The organism is Thermoplasma sp. Kam2015 (assembly GCF_003205235.1).
GTDB lineage: Archaea > Thermoplasmatota > Thermoplasmata > Thermoplasmatales > Thermoplasmataceae > Thermoplasma.
In genome coordinates this window covers 1-16,226 of sequence record NZ_QJSM01000026.1, presented here as the reverse complement: position 1 = coordinate 16,226, position 16,226 = coordinate 1, and the positions used below count along the sequence as shown (strand labels likewise).

The following is a 16,226-nucleotide window of genomic DNA, read 5'->3' as shown; positions in this document are numbered from 1 at the left end:
TTTCGAACGCCAGAGGACAATTGCGTAAAAGTATAATATAGGCAAATCATTTAAGGCTTGATAGGTATGACAGAGGAACTGGCTCAGGTTGAGGTATCTAAGGATGGCGATATATATTATGCGAAAATAATTCTACCGAGCGGAGAAATATTCACCTTTGAGAACGAGGACTTCGAAGAGATGCTGGAGCAGATAGCCAACGACCTTCAGGAGAGGTTCAGCCAGTGAGATTGTGGGCGGGGATGGCCCAGAGGTAAGGCGGCAGCCTGCTAAGCTGTTTCTCTTATGAGAGCGTGGGTTCGAATCCCACTCCCCGCGTTTTCCTAATCTATAAAAATATTCAATGAAAGGCCAAATAGATGGGTAGTACTTTTTGTGATACGAACTTTAAATAATCCTGTCAAAATATCGTAAATAAATGATTGAGGATCAGGCCATATTCGGTTATTCCAGATACGGAAAAATTGGCGATGTAGTTTTTCCGGCAGTACTCAGAACAGCCTCTGATATAAATTATGATGAGAAATATATAGAAATTCTTGGAGAAAGAATACCGAGGCAGATACTCTATCCAGCAAAGATAAAACAGGAATTGCTGGAGACTGAAAATCTCATCATAATACCCAATGGTATGGAACTTGTAAGGAAGCCGAAGGATCTTGTAAGGCTGATCATGGACATACATTCGAAATACGGCTTTTCCAAGCTGATATTTATCTCAGGATTGAGTGATCCGTTTTCGATACCCGCGCTGGTTTACCTTGGTGTATCGTTTTTCGATGATTCAGTCCTGGAGATGCAGGGTAAGATGGGCTATAGATTCACTCCATTTGGAATAGATCGAACGGATCATGACGTTTCAGCTGAGAATAATGTGTTCATCTCTGAGATCATCCAGGACATACGCAGTTCAATAGCAGACGGTACGCTGAGAGAAATTGTCGAAAAAACCGTCGTATCCAGCAAGGCTGCAGAGATAGTGCGCATAGCCGATTATTCATATTATCAGGAATTCGAGAGCGTATTTCCTGCGCGTACCCCTTACATAAAGGCGAACACCATAGAGGATCTGTACAGGCCAGACCTGATAAGGTACCGCAACTATATAAGCAATTCATACATGAAGCCCGATCTGGACGTGGCGCTTATACTTCCATGCTCTGCAAAGAAGCCCTATTCTTATTCCAGAAGCCATCAGAAGGTGATCGGAGCCATAGGTGATCTGAGAAAATATATTCATGAAATAATAGTTACATCACCTCTTGGTATAGTACCAAGGGAGCTGGAAGAAACGTACCCTCCAAGGTTTTACGATATACCTGTGATTGGGCTCTGGTATGAGGATGAAAAGGTCATGATGAAGCGCATGATGCGGAGCTATATGGATCGAAACAGATACAGAAAGGTAATAGCCTTCATTCCTGATGATCTGGAATTTATCACCGAAGCCATACCATATCCATATGAAGTCATAGAGTTCAAATCTGCAAATCTGTCGAAACTAAATGATATATTGAAGAGAGAGGCAAATTCTGGGAAATCAGTAAATCAGAAAATTGTCAAATATAATTCCATACTTAAATACCAGTTTGGGGATTGGCTGATGCCATTGATATCCGGATACACTATAAGGAGAAATTACAATCAGGATATGCTAGTAAAGGATGGGAAAATTCTGTTTGTATACAATGAAAAGATGGGAAAGTTCACCATAAATAAGGCCTCAGCAGATATGTTTCTTAACAATGGAAAATTCCTTGTGGAGATAGATGACTTCAAACCCACTTCAAACGTCTACGCCATGGGGGTTGTTGACGCCACTGAGGACATCAGGCAGGAAGACGAGGTTGTGCTTGTCCATAATGGTGAGATCCGCGGCGTCGGCATAGCAAAGATGCCGGCAAGGGCAATGATCGAATTGAAGAAGGGTGTGGCAGTTAAGGTAAGATGACGCTGTATTCCGTGATAATTCGTAGAATAAAGCTGATTAGAGCACGGGCTATTCGCTCTGAAATATTGTATTAATGGCACTTTCGCGAAATCTCCTCCGTCCATCCTTCCATCCTTCGTGGGCTGGGTATGGATACCTGGCTATAGCGATTCATTTCCTACTTAAACGGATCGATGTTACCTTTGGATCGAACACAGGATAATCTGTTCAGGAAACGATAACATCGTAGAAAAATTTAAATATGGTATTGCGGTAGTTTTACATTGTCTCCTAAATATCTAGCATTGGTCGTATTGGGTATTATTATCTTTTCGTCAATATTTGCCTTTGCAAATGTAGGTTATCCTACGGGCAATCCAATACACATGAAGACAAACAAATTACCAAAGGAACAGATAATATTCATGAATCAAAGCATTAACAAGTATTCCGTGGGTCTGAACTCATCCTACTTCATACCTACTGGAAATGGAACCATATGGATAGAGGGTTATATCTCAAACGGTACCTCCGGTGCCAAGATTTCAGATACGCTCCTGACTGTGGCTGCTGGCCCATATTCCACGTATTACAGCGTTTCATCCAATGGATATTACCGGATAGGCATACTGAAAACAGGAAGGGCCAACCTGGCATTTTTCGTCTATGGATACAACACAGTCTATCATTACTTCAATTTTATAACATCAGGAACCGTCTGGCTAAATCTTAGTTTCAGGCCATCTGAAAAATATTATGTACATGGATTCACGATCTTTAACGGTACACAGATACCATATGTGTCCGTGTTCTTCACGCATGGAAAGAGCGTTGAGGCTCAATCCAATTCCGTAGGAAGCTATGAAACTAGCCTCTATAATGGTACATATATTGTGACCGTTTCGAAACCGGGTTTTGCGGTTAACGTAACACCAGAGATGATCACCGTAAACGGAAAAAACCTGTTCCAGAACATAACGCTGCATACATCTGGAATCAGAGACATAGTTGTTTCTGGTTTTGTTAAGAACATTGAAGGCAATAACGTGGGTGGCGCCCAGGTTATATATGAAGGTGCCTACGTTTACGCCAATGCAACTGGATTTTACACCATAAACGTCAGCGCAGGTCCTGTCCTTTTACTCGCCACGGCACCAGGATATGGATATGGAAATGCTACCTTGATGGTGACATCAAACGTCAGCAACGTAAACATAACATTGCCTGCAGCTGATCCCATACTTGGTGGTAAGCAGTCGTCCTTAATATCGCACATGAACCAGTCAAGCATAATAGCAAATTCCAGCGGAATTTACGTATTAAGAGGCCTAGCATATTACAACGACAGCGGTCTTATCATTCCCATAACGAATCATTACATAAATTTCACAATATCAGTTCAGGGAACAGGTTTTTACATCATAAACAGAACGAACAGTCTCGGCTATTATAATATAACGCTCCTGTCGGAAGGGTATTACAATTTCACCGCATACGCACCGGGATTCTACCCTGATAATTTTTCAGTGGCGATATTGAAAGCCATCACGGTTCATAATCTTGTCTTTGTTCCCCTTCCCGGATCCTCCGATAACGTTAGGTTCAACATTGGGAATTACACAGGTCCAATTCCCTATAACATTACAGTATACTCAGGCGGTGTTCCTGTAGCTAACCTTTCCTTCGATGGATCCGGTAATATTTCACTCATGCAGGGGAATTACACATTTAGTATCAGTTCGCCTGGATATATCACAGAAGAATTTAACGAAAGTATATCAAGCAATACGGTCATCAACAAAAATCTGACTCCTGCAGCATCTCTTGGAGTGGGAATATCGCAATCCACATCTCTTTCCGTACCTATATCATACAGCCCAAGCCTGAATGCATCGTCCATAAGCGGTGTAAAGATGCTATACCTGAACCTAACATTCGTTGAAAATGGTAGAACAGTAGATAATTCAGAATTTGAGATGTTCATGATATTTGACACGAAGGAATACAGATACCTTGGGAATACGAGCGCAGCTGGTACAGATAATCTGACTCTGTATTATTCGGGTTATTATCACATGAGGTTTTATTTCCTTGATTACAAAGGGAACCTTAGCGTAAACCTCACTGCAGATACGCATGAAAACGTAAATCTGATAAACAGAACGCTATACAGGCTTTCATTTGATCTATACAACTACTCGAGGTTCTTCAATCTGACCGGTCAGAGAATACCCGAAGCAAGTATAATTATGAACGGGGGCAGCTTCGAAATAAAACCATCTCTTGCAGATAATGGCAGCAGACTGTATGTGAATTATACTCTGCCAAGATCCAATTACAGTTTCACCTACAGCAATGCATCGTTCCTGCCGTTCCACAACTATACTCAGCTTTCTTCGAATATTAGCATTTCATCCAATCTGAAACCGTACTTGATCGTTGTGGAAAACGAGTCAGTAACCTCATGGTATTTCTCGATTATCTCAGGATCAGGCGTCTCGCCCTCTGTGAACTATACTGGCAGAACGGTCAAGACTGAAGTTGCCTACCTGTTGACCGCCGGTACATATGAATTCAAAGCCTTCCTTAAAGTTTCAAATGTGAATCCTGTCAATTCCACGGCTGTGAATCTGAATTCAACGTTTACAACGAGAATAGTTGTATTCAATGTTACGAATGAAGTTAAAAGTTTCAAATCCCAGTCTGTATATGGGTTGATAGATAATTTTACTATCATTAATCAATTTAACATAACTGGAAGCCAGAATGCTTTCGTAACCGGATACATACACAATATAACATTTATAGGTTTCAATGTATCAATAAACAATACCACCATGGACATTGAAACGAGCGGCATGCCTAACGTAACAGAGCCAATAAATTCGGATAATGTTACTATCGGAAATATTTACATAAATCTCTCATCTGAGATAGTCGTTATAATACGTTATCCTGCGGCTGATTTCACCAAGTATTACAGGCAATATATAAATGGTACAATACAGGAATATCAAACCAGCATAGAGGTGATCTGATTGGCAGATGATGATAAGCAGGCAAAGATAGATTTCAATTCTGAACCTCAGAAGAAGCAGAAGAAATCCCTTTTTAACTTTGGGCGTAAAAGGGTCAAGGAAGAGGTGAAAACCGTCATAAAGGTAAAAACTGTGGGGGATGTTCCGACCATAGTATCCGCCAGGAAGAACATAACAGAAGGAAATGTAAAGGATGCGATAATATTGGCATATTCTGAGGTAAAAAACGACTATATCAGATATTTTGGTATTCAGGCGCTCGGGCAGAATGGCGAAAGATCCTTCATAGTCGAAACGCTGAAAGGTCTCGGAATAGATCTTCCTGAGGAAGCCATTGTTGACGGTAAATTCATAGTGGATCGCATTTCTAGCATCGATCTAACATCAACCGATCCTAAGCTCGCATGTTTTGTCAAGCTTACCGAGTTCTATCTTCTCTATTACGAACGGGCCAAATATTCTGATTCTGCGATAGAGGATAGTGGGGATATCATCGATCGCCTGACCGGGATATATAACTATATGGATATAACCAAGCTGTATTTTAGAGGTGAGGACACGAATGTCAATACTTAGTACCATGTTTTCTAACATAATAGCCTATCCGCTGGTCATATTCCGTTTTCTTATCCCTGCCGTGATGCTTTTCATAATGGTGTTTGTCGTGAAACATTATTCAAAACGTGGAGTTCCGGATGATTATCCAACAGACAGTCAGAAAAAGGAGCAGTTCGACGTTCCAGATAATTATATAAATCAGGAATATCCACATGTCAGAGATAATGACATTGATTATTACATGAACAAGGTCTCTAAGGATTTTGAATCGGTCAAGGATATGATCGAACAGTACAGATATTACATAAAACAGTACAGAAAATACACTGAAATGCTAAACTCCCCCAGCAGAAGAAGGAGAAAGAGGGCAAGAGAGGAGAGGGAGCGTATATTTTCTGAGATATCGAGGATATATGATCAGCTTGCCAGAATGAAATTTGATAAGCTAATACTTGGTGAGGATTATGGAAGCGGCGGAAGATCTTGAAAATCTGAGAAATACGGTCATAAGTATCGAGGAAAGTATAGGGAAACGCGTGATAGGATCCAGACGAATAGTGCGTTTCATGTTCATAGCCTTACTGACAGGCAATCATATGCTCATGGAAGGGGTGCCTGGTCTAGCAAAGACCATGCTCGCCAACGAATTTGCAAGGCACACCAAGATGAAGTTCAGGAGGATCCAGTTCACACCGGATATGCTTCCATCAGACGTGACGGGCACAATAATGTTTAACATAGAATCAAGAAAAATGGAATTCAAGGAAGGCCCAATATTCGCCAATGTGGTGTTGGCTGATGAGATCAACAGGACGCCACCAAAGGTGCAGTCTGCTCTGTTGGAGGCGATGGAGGAGACACAGGTTACAATAGGTGGAGAGACGCACCCTCTACCGAAGCCATTTTTCGTGATAGCTACTCAGAACCCTATAGAGCAGGAAGGAACATTTCCACTTGCCGAGGCTCTTATGGATCGCTTTCTGTTCAGATATTATCTTGAATATCCAAGCAGAGAAGAGGAACTGAATATACTGAATTCCATAGGGAAATACGAAGATCCTTCGCTTGTGCTTATGCCGGACGAGATATTGGAATTCAGATCCCAGGTGGACAACGTTTACATATCGGATGAGATAAAACAGTATCTGGTGGATCTGATGAGGCGCACGCGCGAGAATGAACTTGTATACCTTGGCGCCAGCCCTAGAACCACTGCAAAGTACATGAAAGCAGCGAGGGCCAATGCGCTGATAAGCGGCAGAAGTTATGTGATACCTGAGGACATAACTTTCATGGCCTTTGAGATCCTCAATCATAGGCTTATACTGAAACCTGAAGCGATAATGGATGAGACAGATGATCCAAAGCTGATAGTCAAGCGAATAATTGATCGCGTGATCTCAGAGGTATCGGTTCCGAAATGATAAGAAAGTCTGGTTATCTCATTCTTAGTGCGTCCGTGTACAACATCTTCGAATCCATACTCCTTGGGTATAAGTATTACATAATCTTTTCAATCATACTCTTCTTCGTCTTCGCCTCAGATATACTCATCTTCAATCTCACCACTGCAAGGCTTGTGAGAAACATAGAGGTGGATATATCTGCGGAGAACGAGAAGGCAAGAAAATTCTCACCAAAGGAATTCACCATAGCCTTTCTCAATAAGAACAATTCGCCCACCTCGTTTCATTACTATGTCTATTCGTCTGATACGTTCAAGATGGCAGGAGATTTTGAGGGTTTCCTTTCCCTGAAGCCGTTCGAAAGGGTAGTCAAGAAGTTCATAGTTACGCCAAACACGATAGGACGTTACAGGCTGGGCCCGGTCTCTGTTTACACGGAGGACGGGATGCGTCTGGCTGTTGAAAGGGCTGAGGTTTCTAGAATGGTGGATCTGAAGGTGGCTCCCGCGCTCAGTGAAATAATGGCTGCCAGAAGCGAACGCATAAGCAATATGCTCTACTATACCGGCATACACTATAACAAGAAGGCAGGACAGGGTTACGATTTTCTCACGCTGAGAGAATACGTGCCGGGAGATGAGATCAGGTACGTTGCCTGGTCCATGCTGGGTAAAATTAGGGGCGATGACATCTATGTTAAGCAGATGGAGGAAGAACGCATAATGGATGTTCTCTTTCTGATTGACTATGGGAACGGCATGAACCAAGGTCATGATGGAAAGAGGATGTTCGACTCCATCATGGCTGATGTTATAAAGACATCATATAAGATAAGGAAGAATCAGGATGGTGTGGGTTATCTCATATGGTCCTCGGAGGTAAATGTGTACATTCCGCCAGAGAGAACCGCCGCACCCATAGAAAACCTGCAGAAAGTAATATCAGATCTCAGACCATCAGGATCATTTTCTCTTGCGACATCTATTGATTTTCTCAGAAGAAAGATCAAGAAAACAACGATGATGTTCATAATAAGCTCATTCGAGTATGACGAAGATCCTGCTTCAGTTAGGGATTTGATCGGTTCATACAAGGCCATGTTCTTCATAGTTAATCCATATGAATTCGTCATCACAGGTGATGAAAACAGGACACTGAGAACAACTCTCTTTCACAAGCAGAACAGTATAATGCAGAAGAAGAGAGAGATAATGAGACGCTTTGGGTTCAGAACAGAGGTTGTTGGAACAAGGGATGCATATCGCAAGCTCGTTTCCTCATACCTCTATGCAAAGATGACAAATATGGGTGAGTGAATGGATACAGCATCAAGGGAAACGACAATAGGAAATCTTGTAAATTTTGGCGTGATGATGCCTGCCATAATCATGGCTATCTATATACTCCCACGCACATTTTCCTATGCGAATCCTTTTATCATCTTTCTGTTTGCATTTTTACCCATCTTAAGGCGGTTTCTTGGTAAGAGTATTCGCGGTTTTGTATATCCTGCTGCCATTTTGATAGCTGCGGCATCTATACTGATATGGGCTGCATCCATATCAGGTGCAATATCGAAGAGATACCTTGTAATTGGTACGCCGGTCAATGAACCCTTCATGGTTTCCATCACGCTCGTCATAGGTATTGTGACGCTACTTGAGGGCATCTTTGCTGGGAAGCTTTATTCAGTGATAACGCTGATGGCATTTTCATCCCTTACATTTCTGGATCTGATGGCGGCCTTCATAGTTTTCAGGGAAACGGGCTATCCGTTCTTCACGTCGTATATGTACGTTGAGCTCATGGAATACGAAGCAATGTACACGCTCGTTGTTTACGGTTATGAATTCAGTCTGCCCCTTGCTACCTTCACCATACCTATAAACTCCTATCTTATCGGAGGTTTTGTGATATCCATGGTATCCATAATTGTCGCGGCGTACAGAAACGGAAACAGATCGATGGACAGATCGAGGTCGTTCGCTTATTCCGTACTCTATGGTTCCATACTCGGTGGCGCATCATTCTATTTCATAACGGCCATGTCTCGTTTTTCGCTTCAGTTTCTGGCCATATCCATAGTCATAGTGGTCATGATATATGCTATTATACGCACCGATCCAGGGAGGAAAGGTGATGGCGCATGACGGTCTGGTTCAGACTGTAGAATATACATGCAGCCCTATGGAAACAAAAATTTATATTTTTCAGCATTATCTGTTTTTTGCGGTTGATCGATCGTTGAGAAAACTGCATTGAGGACGTGTTACATGTTCGATGGACATGGTTCACTTCCATCAGCAAGGTGATGGACTAATCGAAGAAGCTGTATGAATGGTGTTGTGATATGATTAGATTGAATCTTTCCGTGAAGAATCTTAAGGAAATAACGGATTTACTGAGTACGATAGTATCTGAGGCGAAGTTCAAGGTTGATGATAGCGGTATGAGCGTTACCGCTGTCGATCCAGCCCACGTGGCAATGATAAGACTTGAAGTTCCAAAGGAGGCATTTGTGGAATTTCATATCGATGGGCAGGAGGAGATCGCTCTTGATATAGACAGACTGAAATCGGTTATAAGGCTGGCGAGCTCCTCCGAGAATGTGGGCATAACCAAGGATGGTGAGAAGCTTAAATTTGAGCTGGGAACCATAAATAAGAGCATATCGCTGCTCGATCCATCCACCATAGTTACTCCGAAGATACCTAACATAACATCCGAGTACTATGCTGTTGTCAAAAAGTCAGATTTTGAGAGGGGGCTTAGGGCCGCTGAGGATATATCAGACTCTATCAGATTCACGCTATCTCCGGACGGTTTCAAGGCATATTCACATTCCGAGTCGGAAGAATCAGAGATGATACTGCCCAAGGATATGATAACTGATATGTCATGCAATACCACGATAAAGAGCTCATATCCTCTGGAATATCTGCTCAAGTTCATAAAGGCAATATCCTCCACCGATTCCCTGAAGTTGAGCTTCAGAGATGATTATCCGCTGTCTGTAGAATTCAGTCTTGATCAGAATCCTGATGCAAAGATAAAGGGGCTTTTCCTGCTCGCCCCCAGGATGGAACAGTGATTTACCAACATATTTATGCGAAAATTACTGATCTCTGGGCCGTAAACCCAGGTCTGTGAGCTACTCCTCAGCTGAAGCTTCGGATCGCATCGATCCCACTCAAGCATCGCCCACTTAGCCATCGTGGATGATGCAAATGAATGTGGGAAGACAATCTATAAATATTTTCATTGGAAGAAGTCCGTGTATCTCTTGTACGAAGAAGGAGAATTACTGCTTCCCACAAACCACCAACTTCTATTTAAAGATGTAATACAAGGATCCCAGCATATGAGAGTTAGATCATCTATAGAGCTGGCCGCCCTGCTCATTTCCTTTCTTCGGTTTCACTATGAGTTCCTTCGGTACCTTTACAAGCCGTATTATATTGGTAGCCTGGATCATATAATTTGGTATTCCTGTGTTGGGATCATTTCCATTCCTGAGAATTGAAACTATCTCCATCTTTATCTGCAGGACGGATCCATCTTTCAATTTTACTGTGATCCATTTCGGTTCCTCTTCCGTTTCAAATTCAACAAGCTCACCATCTGTTGGAAAATTGCCACCGGGAAATGCCATATGACCTCATATGGTTATGAGATATTAATGTTCCTGAGTTATTGAGATGGTAGCAATTGCTATAATGTCAGCATGAGGTCGATCCCGGAAAGATTATTATGTGATATATGTATCGCAGAAACGCGAGGGTAACTAAGCCAGGCCAACAGTGCAGGACTTAAGATCCTGTCCCGAAGGGGTTCGCGGGTTCAAATCCCGCCCCTCGCATGGAAATGCCTGATAAAATGATATTCTATCTCGGTCCGCGCGGTAGCTTTTCGCATGAGGTTGCTGAGGCTCTGGGGCAAGAGGTAAAACCAGAGAGATCAATAAGCGCCATCTTTCAGAAAGTGGTGGAGACTGATCAGCGTGGTGTTGTCCCTATAGAAAACAGCATAGAGGGGCCGGTGAACGAAACGCTGGACGGGCTTTTCATACATGACGACGTCTACATCACAAGATCCATAGATTTTCCCATAGAGATATTTCTTGCATCAAAGGCAGAGATAAAGAACATCGAAAGAGTGTATTCCCATCCGCACGCAATTGCAGAAGCAAGGGAATTCCTGGAGAAGATGGATAACATCGAGGTAATTAGTACTGTTAGCACGTCAGAAGCTGCAGATCTCGCCAGCAGGGATGATAAGGGTGCCGCACTATGCTCAAAAAGGGCCGCCACAGAATACGAACTGAAGCACATGGTCAAGATCGATCCAGAGACACCAAACATAACTAGATTCATCGTGATATCTAGGGAAAGAAATACTGATGGGAGCAGGCACTCAATCATATCGATCATACCGGACGAGCCTGGCTCCCTTTATGATCTGATCGGAGTTTTTTCAGATAGACGCATAAATATGAATATGATATATTCCAGGCCTCTTAGGAACAACATATGGAAATATTATTTCTATATTGAATTTTCCGGAAAGTTTGATGTTAGTCTCATGGAATCCCTCAAGGATCGTTCAATAAAGCTATTTTACAAGGGATCGTTTGATCCAGTGCAGTATAAATCTCAATGATTTGGGTTGGAGGACGTCACATGTTCAACCGTGGTGACATTTCTACATTCGTATACTGGTTGCAGAATCCTCTTCCTTTGCATAATCAGATTCATGTAGAGAAAGATAAAATAGATTGATATTCTCTTGCGCGATGCGGAAAAGCATTCAAGGGCAGTCATCATGTTTGAAAAGGAGAATAATGGGATATTTGGCCTATATCTTGCGTTGCTGTTTTTCATAGGCTTTGGCTGGTTCATGATTGCGCCGATAATTCCGGATCTCACGAGGATCTTCCATACATCACCATCCGATCTGCTTGTCATTATCTCTGCATATGGATACACCATGGTAGCATTCGGATTGCTGGCAGGATATATATCATTCAAAGGGAGGGTTGGGAATTCGGTATTAGCTTCAGCTGTGCTGACAGTCATAGGTCTGGGTCTGAGACCGGTATTGCAAGGTTATATACCATTTCTCTTCCTCTCGATATTGGCAGCAATAGGATATCCATTGGCAATGGCCCCCGTGGGTAGCATAGCTGAGGTATTTGGAGGTTCCAGAAGCCACAGTCTGATAGGCTTCAGTGTTGGATCTCTGTTTCTTGGCATGGCCATCGGCGCCCTGTTGACACCATATATGATCATTGTTCTGCCTCTTGATGCCGTTCTTGAAATTCCAGCCATCGCGGCGTTCGTCATAGCGATCATGTTTCTGATATTCAAAAGTAAATTTCCAAGTTATTACTCTCCACGCAAATTCAAAGGTGTATTCAGGATCGGTATGGTGAAGAACTGGTATGTTGGCCTGACGATATCAGCAATGTCGGTAATGTTTGGAAGCATAGCATCATCTGTACTTATACTCCATGGATTCAAGGAGTCAACGGCCCTAGAGGCTGGTGGTCTGTTTGGTGGCCTTGCCTTCCTCGGATCTGCTGTCGGTGCAATGGTGCTACCGCCTCTCTTCGGCAGGAATCAGAACCTAAAATACGGTCTTGTCTCCACAGGATCAATGGCTTTTGTGTTTGGATTCTCTATGATGCTCTCTCTTGAGTTTTCAAGATCTCTTTACCTGATCGGGATCCTCTTTTTCCTCTTCGGCTTCTTCGGAAACGCCTACTGGTCCATGGCAATGACCTCGGTCACATACTATTCGCCTAAACCTGAGGACGCAGGATTCTCAACAGCGATGTTCAGCGTAGCCACCAATACGGGTGTTGCGGTGATTCCAGTCTTTCTTGGATCTCTCTTTGTGTCACCCGGGCACATCTTCCTTGGCATGACAGTGGTATCGTTGCTACTGCTGTTTTCCGGACTGGTATCATACTTTCTTCTCCATTCACCCATGCCATCATAGCAAAATAATGGATTTACCCTATCTCAGTGAGAATCCCTGATCTACGGTAATGACAGATCCTGTTATTCCCATGGATGTTTCCCCAGCAAGGAAAGTTACAACATTGGCCACGAGATCCGGATCTATGGATTGCTTCCCAGGATTGAAAAGAATGGATCTATCCGTATGCCGTTTTTCCTCCATGGAAGTCGTCATCACAGCATTCACGCGTATTCCTCTCTTGAGAAGCATCTTGGCGGAGGAAGCCACCATTATGTTAAGTGCGGCTTTGCTTCCTGAGTATGATAATGAATGCTCTGATATGATGAGGCTGGAGTAGACACTGCTGATGAATATTGCTGATGAAGGATTGCGCATTATACTTAGGATCGCGGAGAATGTCTCAAACGGAAGGAAGACGTTGTTTTCAAACATCTCCCTCAGGCTCTTCGGATTCTCTATATCATCTGCATCATAGCCTCCCAGACCGAAGATTACTGCATCGAGTCCGTTATCTCCATATCGATCCATTATTGACTTCAAAGTTGATGCACTGGATACATCGCCAGTAAGGTAATGGATCTCACCCTCAGACTCAAGTTCACGCTTCATTGAAGAGAGTTTATCTTCTTTCCTTGAGTTGATCGTTACCTTGAAGCCGGCATGAAGTAGTTTTCTTGCCGTGAAGAATCCGAATGTCTCGCTAGCACCAATCAAAATAGCATTTTTTTCTTCCATAATGAACAATAATCTAGGTCTAATATAGCAATTATGTAGCGATAAGGTACCAAAACGGATCCCTATAGAAGCCTACTAAGCTCCAATATTAATGCGTTTGAAATTGTGGGTGTAAAGAATCAATAAGTCAAGGTCACTCTGCGATACTGTTATATATTAAGCAGAAATCCGTATTAGTAGTGATCAAAAATGGCAGAGGAGAACATAATCTTTGTAGGAAAAAAGCCGACAATGAACTACGTACTTGCAGTGGTCACCCAGTTCAACAATAACGGCAATAAAATAATAATAAAAGCACGTGGAAAGACTATCAGCAAGGCAGTAGATGTTGCAGAGATTACAAGGCACAAATTCATACCAGACGCAAAATACGAGGAGATTAAACTGGATACAGAAACCCTTCAGGGAGAGAGGGGAAGCTCTAACGTTTCATCCATAGAGATTACACTGTCACGCTGAATTGCGTGGCAGATATTGTTTTATTTAAATATTGAACGGGTTTGTTTCATATCAAATCAACGTTTCTCCAGACCAAATAGATCTGGCAAATATTATATCCAATCTAAGACTGACTTCTATATGCCAATGGAAGTTAGATACGATAATAGTATGATATCTGTATCAGAGGTAGGTTCTCATCTGGACTCGCTAATGCTTGATGGTACAGACATATTGATGCGATCCTATGATGATATTCCGGCACATTTTGGATCCGCATTCCTGTTTCCATATGCTAACAGGATAAGAAATGCAAAATATGTCATAGATGGGATAGAGTACAATCTGCCAAAGAATGAGGGCAACAATAGCATACACGGACTTTTACTTAACAGATCCTTTGTGATCGCTCATATGGATGATAATTCCGTTGAGATGGAAACCGATATCCAGGCAGGATCGGAATACCCATCACACATCAACGTTAAAATAAGACACACGATCACTGGTAAATCATATAAATGTGAGGTTAATGTGATAAATGATGGAAACAGAAGATGCCCAGTTGCAGCTGGTTTTCATCCATACTTTCTTTATGTAGGCAGATGGGAGATAGATGACCCAAAGACCGTATGGAAAATGGAGTATGAAGGGTACTTTCCCACAGGTAAAATGCAAAAGATGATTCTTGAGCCTGACAGTTATAAGGATACATTTGACAACCAGTTTTTTGCAGATTCAGATATACTCCTGAAAACTGGAAACCGGAGAATCAGGATATCAAAGCACAATATGCCTTTCTTTGTGATATATAACGGAAAATATTCAGCGGGGAGATCGGTTGCAATAGAACCGATGATGTCCGCCGTTGATGCATTCAATAATGGTATAGGCCTCAGGCTTGTTAATCCAGGAGATTCCATAAGCTTTGGATATTCCATAACCCTGCTTTGAATTTAAGTGGATTACAAGCTTTGGGGGTGTTCATATGAAGGAGGCTGTGGACGAACTCAAAAGAATAATCAATGATAAGACATCGGGATCGGTTGATCTATCCATCAGGGTTTTCTCTTTCATTAGAAGAAATCCAAACATCAGATATGCTGAAGTAATAAGCGAAGCCTTCGTCGGTATGGCATTGGTCAGGAACGCAGCAAAGTTGGCCTTGAATGATGCATCAATGTCACCGGAAGATTTCAGGGATACCGTTATCAATCAGGAACGTTTATCAATAGCGAATGCGGTTAAATTCATCGATGCCGAGGCAATAACAACAATGAGCAACAGCCACAACGTGCTGGAATTTATCAGGTCATCTGACAATGTGAAGAGGGTATATGTGCTTGAAAGCAGACCCATGCTTGAGGGGCGCATCATGGCCGCAGAGATCTCCAGCTTCGGCAAGGAGGTCTACATGACGACAGATGCAGAGATGTGCCTTGCGGTTGCAATGAGCGATGCAGTCGTTGTGGGTTCGGATTCAGTCCTCTCTGATCTCACGCTGATTCATAAGGTGGGAACACTACCGCTGGCACTCTGTGCGGCGCATGAGGACAGGCCTTTGTACTCACTTACGATGTCCTTGAAGTTTGAATCAGAATACTGCATGAGCGATTATCCTGCCTTTAAGTCCCATGAGTGCTCAGATCTTGGTATAGACAGGAACTGTATCAACGTATATTTTGAAAAAACGCCATCAGATTACATATCGATGTTTTTCAGTGACAGTGGGCCGATCAGGGGCGGTCGCAGCAACAGGTCAGCTACTCCTCGCTAAAGCTTCGGAGCTTGCTGCTGGTCTCCCCTCCACCCCTGAGTGGAGTTTCATCGAACCGCAACGATCGGCTGGCTGACAGCATCCTGAAGTACCCAGATGTACCGGGCACTTCGATGTTCCTTGACGCATTCAGATCCGCGTTCAGTGCAAAGGTTTTTGAGGCGTGAGGACATGGCACTTCGATGTTCCTTGACGCATTCAGATCCGCATGGAGTTCGAAGCCACAGTTCAGGCATTTGTGTATTCACCCCTGTATTTATCGATCAGGGGCGAATGAGCCACTGGATATACCAGCCTGCCCTGTACTGTTGTCAATGAAATTGTATGTGAATCGGGATAGAATTTGAATGTTCTGTTATCAT

The 16,226-nt window shown here is 42.8% G+C and carries 17 protein-coding genes and 2 tRNA genes; 16 read left to right on the top strand and 3 right to left on the bottom strand.

Going from position 1 to position 16,226, the window contains the following annotated elements; all coding sequences use genetic code 11:
• Positions 1–66: 66 nt before the first annotated feature.
• From DMB44_RS09495 to DMB44_RS05570, 10 genes are all read left to right on the top strand, one after another.
• Positions 67–228, top strand: a complete 162-nt coding sequence (locus DMB44_RS09495; protein WP_201796935.1) for a hypothetical protein — start codon at positions 67–69, stop codon at positions 226–228.
• Between the two features lie 8 nt (positions 229–236).
• Positions 237–318: transfer RNA gene (locus DMB44_RS05610), tRNA-Ser, on the top strand.
• A gap of 100 nt (positions 319–418) precedes the next feature.
• Entirely contained in the window at positions 419–1,951 is a 1,533-nt protein-coding gene (locus DMB44_RS05605) for a DUF5591 domain-containing protein (protein WP_110641679.1), read from the top strand.
• A gap of 263 nt (positions 1,952–2,214) precedes the next feature.
• The gene (locus tag DMB44_RS05600) at positions 2,215–4,968 is read left to right on the top strand and encodes a carboxypeptidase-like regulatory domain-containing protein (RefSeq protein WP_153280174.1); all 2,754 of its coding nucleotides are present in this window, start codon (positions 2,215–2,217) and stop codon (positions 4,966–4,968) included.
• A complete protein-coding gene (locus DMB44_RS05595; protein ID WP_237265320.1) occupies positions 4,969–5,544 on the top strand; it encodes a hypothetical protein in 576 nt (191 codons plus the stop codon). It begins immediately after the preceding gene.
• Complete coding sequence (locus DMB44_RS05590; protein ID WP_110641675.1) at positions 5,531–6,013, top strand: hypothetical protein; 483 nt, start codon at positions 5,531–5,533, stop codon at positions 6,011–6,013. Before DMB44_RS05595 ends, DMB44_RS05590 begins: the two co-directional genes overlap by 14 nt.
• Positions 5,991–6,950 carry a MoxR family ATPase gene (locus DMB44_RS05585; protein WP_110641673.1) on the top strand — a complete coding sequence of 320 codons (960 nt, stop codon included), beginning with the start codon at positions 5,991–5,993 and terminating at the stop codon, positions 6,948–6,950. The genes DMB44_RS05590 and DMB44_RS05585 overlap by 23 nt, the downstream gene beginning before the upstream one ends.
• Positions 6,947–8,248, top strand: coding sequence for a DUF58 domain-containing protein (locus DMB44_RS05580; RefSeq protein ID WP_110641671.1), 1,302 nt, complete (start codon positions 6,947–6,949; stop codon positions 8,246–8,248). Before DMB44_RS05585 ends, DMB44_RS05580 begins: the two co-directional genes overlap by 4 nt.
• Positions 8,249–9,082: a hypothetical protein gene (locus DMB44_RS05575; RefSeq protein WP_110641669.1), complete on the top strand. Its 834-nt coding sequence runs from the start codon at positions 8,249–8,251 to the stop codon at positions 9,080–9,082.
• Positions 9,083–9,282: 200 nt separating this feature from the next.
• Positions 9,283–10,023, top strand: a complete 741-nt coding sequence (locus tag DMB44_RS05570; RefSeq protein WP_110641667.1) for a DNA polymerase sliding clamp — start codon at positions 9,283–9,285, stop codon at positions 10,021–10,023.
• A 282-nt stretch (positions 10,024–10,305) separates the two neighbouring features.
• On the opposite strand, the gene DMB44_RS05565 is transcribed toward DMB44_RS05570, so the two are convergent.
• Positions 10,306–10,584, bottom strand: a complete 279-nt coding sequence (locus DMB44_RS05565) for a hypothetical protein (RefSeq protein ID WP_010901325.1) — start codon at positions 10,582–10,584, stop codon at positions 10,306–10,308.
• 122 nt (positions 10,585–10,706) lie between these two features.
• Here DMB44_RS05565 and DMB44_RS05560 point away from each other — a divergent pair.
• The 3 genes from DMB44_RS05560 (at position 10,707) to DMB44_RS05550 (ending at position 12,932) form a co-directional block, all read left to right on the top strand.
• Positions 10,707–10,791, top strand: a tRNA-Leu gene (locus DMB44_RS05560).
• Positions 10,792–10,796: 5 nt separating this feature from the next.
• Positions 10,797–11,591, top strand: a complete 795-nt coding sequence (locus tag DMB44_RS05555) for a prephenate dehydratase domain-containing protein (RefSeq protein ID WP_161952106.1) — start codon at positions 10,797–10,799, stop codon at positions 11,589–11,591.
• Between the two features lie 162 nt (positions 11,592–11,753).
• Positions 11,754–12,932 carry an MFS transporter gene (locus DMB44_RS05550; RefSeq protein ID WP_237265319.1) on the top strand — a complete coding sequence of 393 codons (1,179 nt, stop codon included), beginning with the start codon at positions 11,754–11,756 and terminating at the stop codon, positions 12,930–12,932.
• Between the two features lie 18 nt (positions 12,933–12,950).
• Here DMB44_RS05550 and DMB44_RS05545 read toward each other — a convergent pair whose 3' ends face one another.
• On the bottom strand, positions 12,951–13,649 hold the full coding sequence (locus tag DMB44_RS05545) for an SDR family oxidoreductase (RefSeq protein ID WP_110641663.1): 699 nt from the start codon (positions 13,647–13,649) through the stop codon (positions 12,951–12,953).
• 189 nt (positions 13,650–13,838) lie between these two features.
• On the opposite strand from DMB44_RS05545, the gene albA reads away from it, so the two are divergent.
• The 3 genes from albA (at position 13,839) to DMB44_RS05530 (ending at position 15,864) form a co-directional block, all read left to right on the top strand.
• Complete coding sequence (albA, locus tag DMB44_RS05540; protein WP_110641661.1) at positions 13,839–14,108, top strand: DNA-binding protein Alba; 270 nt, start codon at positions 13,839–13,841, stop codon at positions 14,106–14,108.
• A gap of 120 nt (positions 14,109–14,228) precedes the next feature.
• Positions 14,229–15,041 (top strand): aldose 1-epimerase, encoded by an 813-nt coding sequence (locus tag DMB44_RS05535; RefSeq protein ID WP_110641659.1) that lies wholly within the window; start codon positions 14,229–14,231, stop codon positions 15,039–15,041.
• A 34-nt stretch (positions 15,042–15,075) separates the two neighbouring features.
• Entirely contained in the window at positions 15,076–15,864 is a 789-nt protein-coding gene (locus DMB44_RS05530) for a hypothetical protein (RefSeq protein WP_110641657.1), read from the top strand.
• On the opposite strand, the gene DMB44_RS09575 is transcribed toward DMB44_RS05530, so the two are convergent.
• Entirely contained in the window at positions 15,851–16,042 is a 192-nt protein-coding gene (locus DMB44_RS09575) for a hypothetical protein (RefSeq protein ID WP_237265318.1), read from the bottom strand. The two genes, DMB44_RS05530 and DMB44_RS09575, sit on opposite strands and share 14 nt — an antisense overlap.
• Positions 16,043–16,226: the final 184 nt, after the last annotated feature.

Excerpts from the sequence above, each read along its gene's own strand:
- DMB44_RS05545 (WP_110641663.1), bottom strand. The coding sequence starts at position 13,649 with ATGGAAGAAAAAAATGCTATTTTGATTGGTGCTAGCGAGACATTCGGA.
- DMB44_RS05585 (WP_110641673.1), top strand. The coding sequence starts at position 5,991 with ATGGAAGCGGCGGAAGATCTTGAAAATCTGAGAAATACGGTCATAAGT.
- DMB44_RS05590 (WP_110641675.1), top strand. The coding sequence starts at position 5,531 with ATGTCAATACTTAGTACCATGTTTTCTAACATAATAGCCTATCCGCTG.
- albA (WP_110641661.1), top strand. The coding sequence starts at position 13,839 with ATGGCAGAGGAGAACATAATCTTTGTAGGAAAAAAGCCGACAATGAAC.
- DMB44_RS05565 (WP_010901325.1), bottom strand. The coding sequence starts at position 10,584 with ATGGCATTTCCCGGTGGCAATTTTCCAACAGATGGTGAGCTTGTTGAA.
- DMB44_RS05555 (WP_161952106.1), top strand. The coding sequence starts at position 10,797 with ATGCCTGATAAAATGATATTCTATCTCGGTCCGCGCGGTAGCTTTTCG.
- DMB44_RS05570 (WP_110641667.1), top strand. The coding sequence starts at position 9,283 with ATGATTAGATTGAATCTTTCCGTGAAGAATCTTAAGGAAATAACGGAT.
- DMB44_RS05535 (WP_110641659.1), top strand. The coding sequence starts at position 14,229 with ATGCCAATGGAAGTTAGATACGATAATAGTATGATATCTGTATCAGAG.
- DMB44_RS05550 (WP_237265319.1), top strand. The coding sequence starts at position 11,754 with ATGTTTGAAAAGGAGAATAATGGGATATTTGGCCTATATCTTGCGTTG.
- DMB44_RS09495 (WP_201796935.1), top strand. The coding sequence starts at position 67 with ATGACAGAGGAACTGGCTCAGGTTGAGGTATCTAAGGATGGCGATATA.
- DMB44_RS05580 (WP_110641671.1), top strand. The coding sequence starts at position 6,947 with ATGATAAGAAAGTCTGGTTATCTCATTCTTAGTGCGTCCGTGTACAAC.
- DMB44_RS05530 (WP_110641657.1), top strand. The coding sequence starts at position 15,076 with ATGAAGGAGGCTGTGGACGAACTCAAAAGAATAATCAATGATAAGACA.
- DMB44_RS05575 (WP_110641669.1), top strand. The coding sequence starts at position 8,249 with ATGGATACAGCATCAAGGGAAACGACAATAGGAAATCTTGTAAATTTT.
- DMB44_RS05605 (WP_110641679.1), top strand. The coding sequence starts at position 419 with ATGATTGAGGATCAGGCCATATTCGGTTATTCCAGATACGGAAAAATT.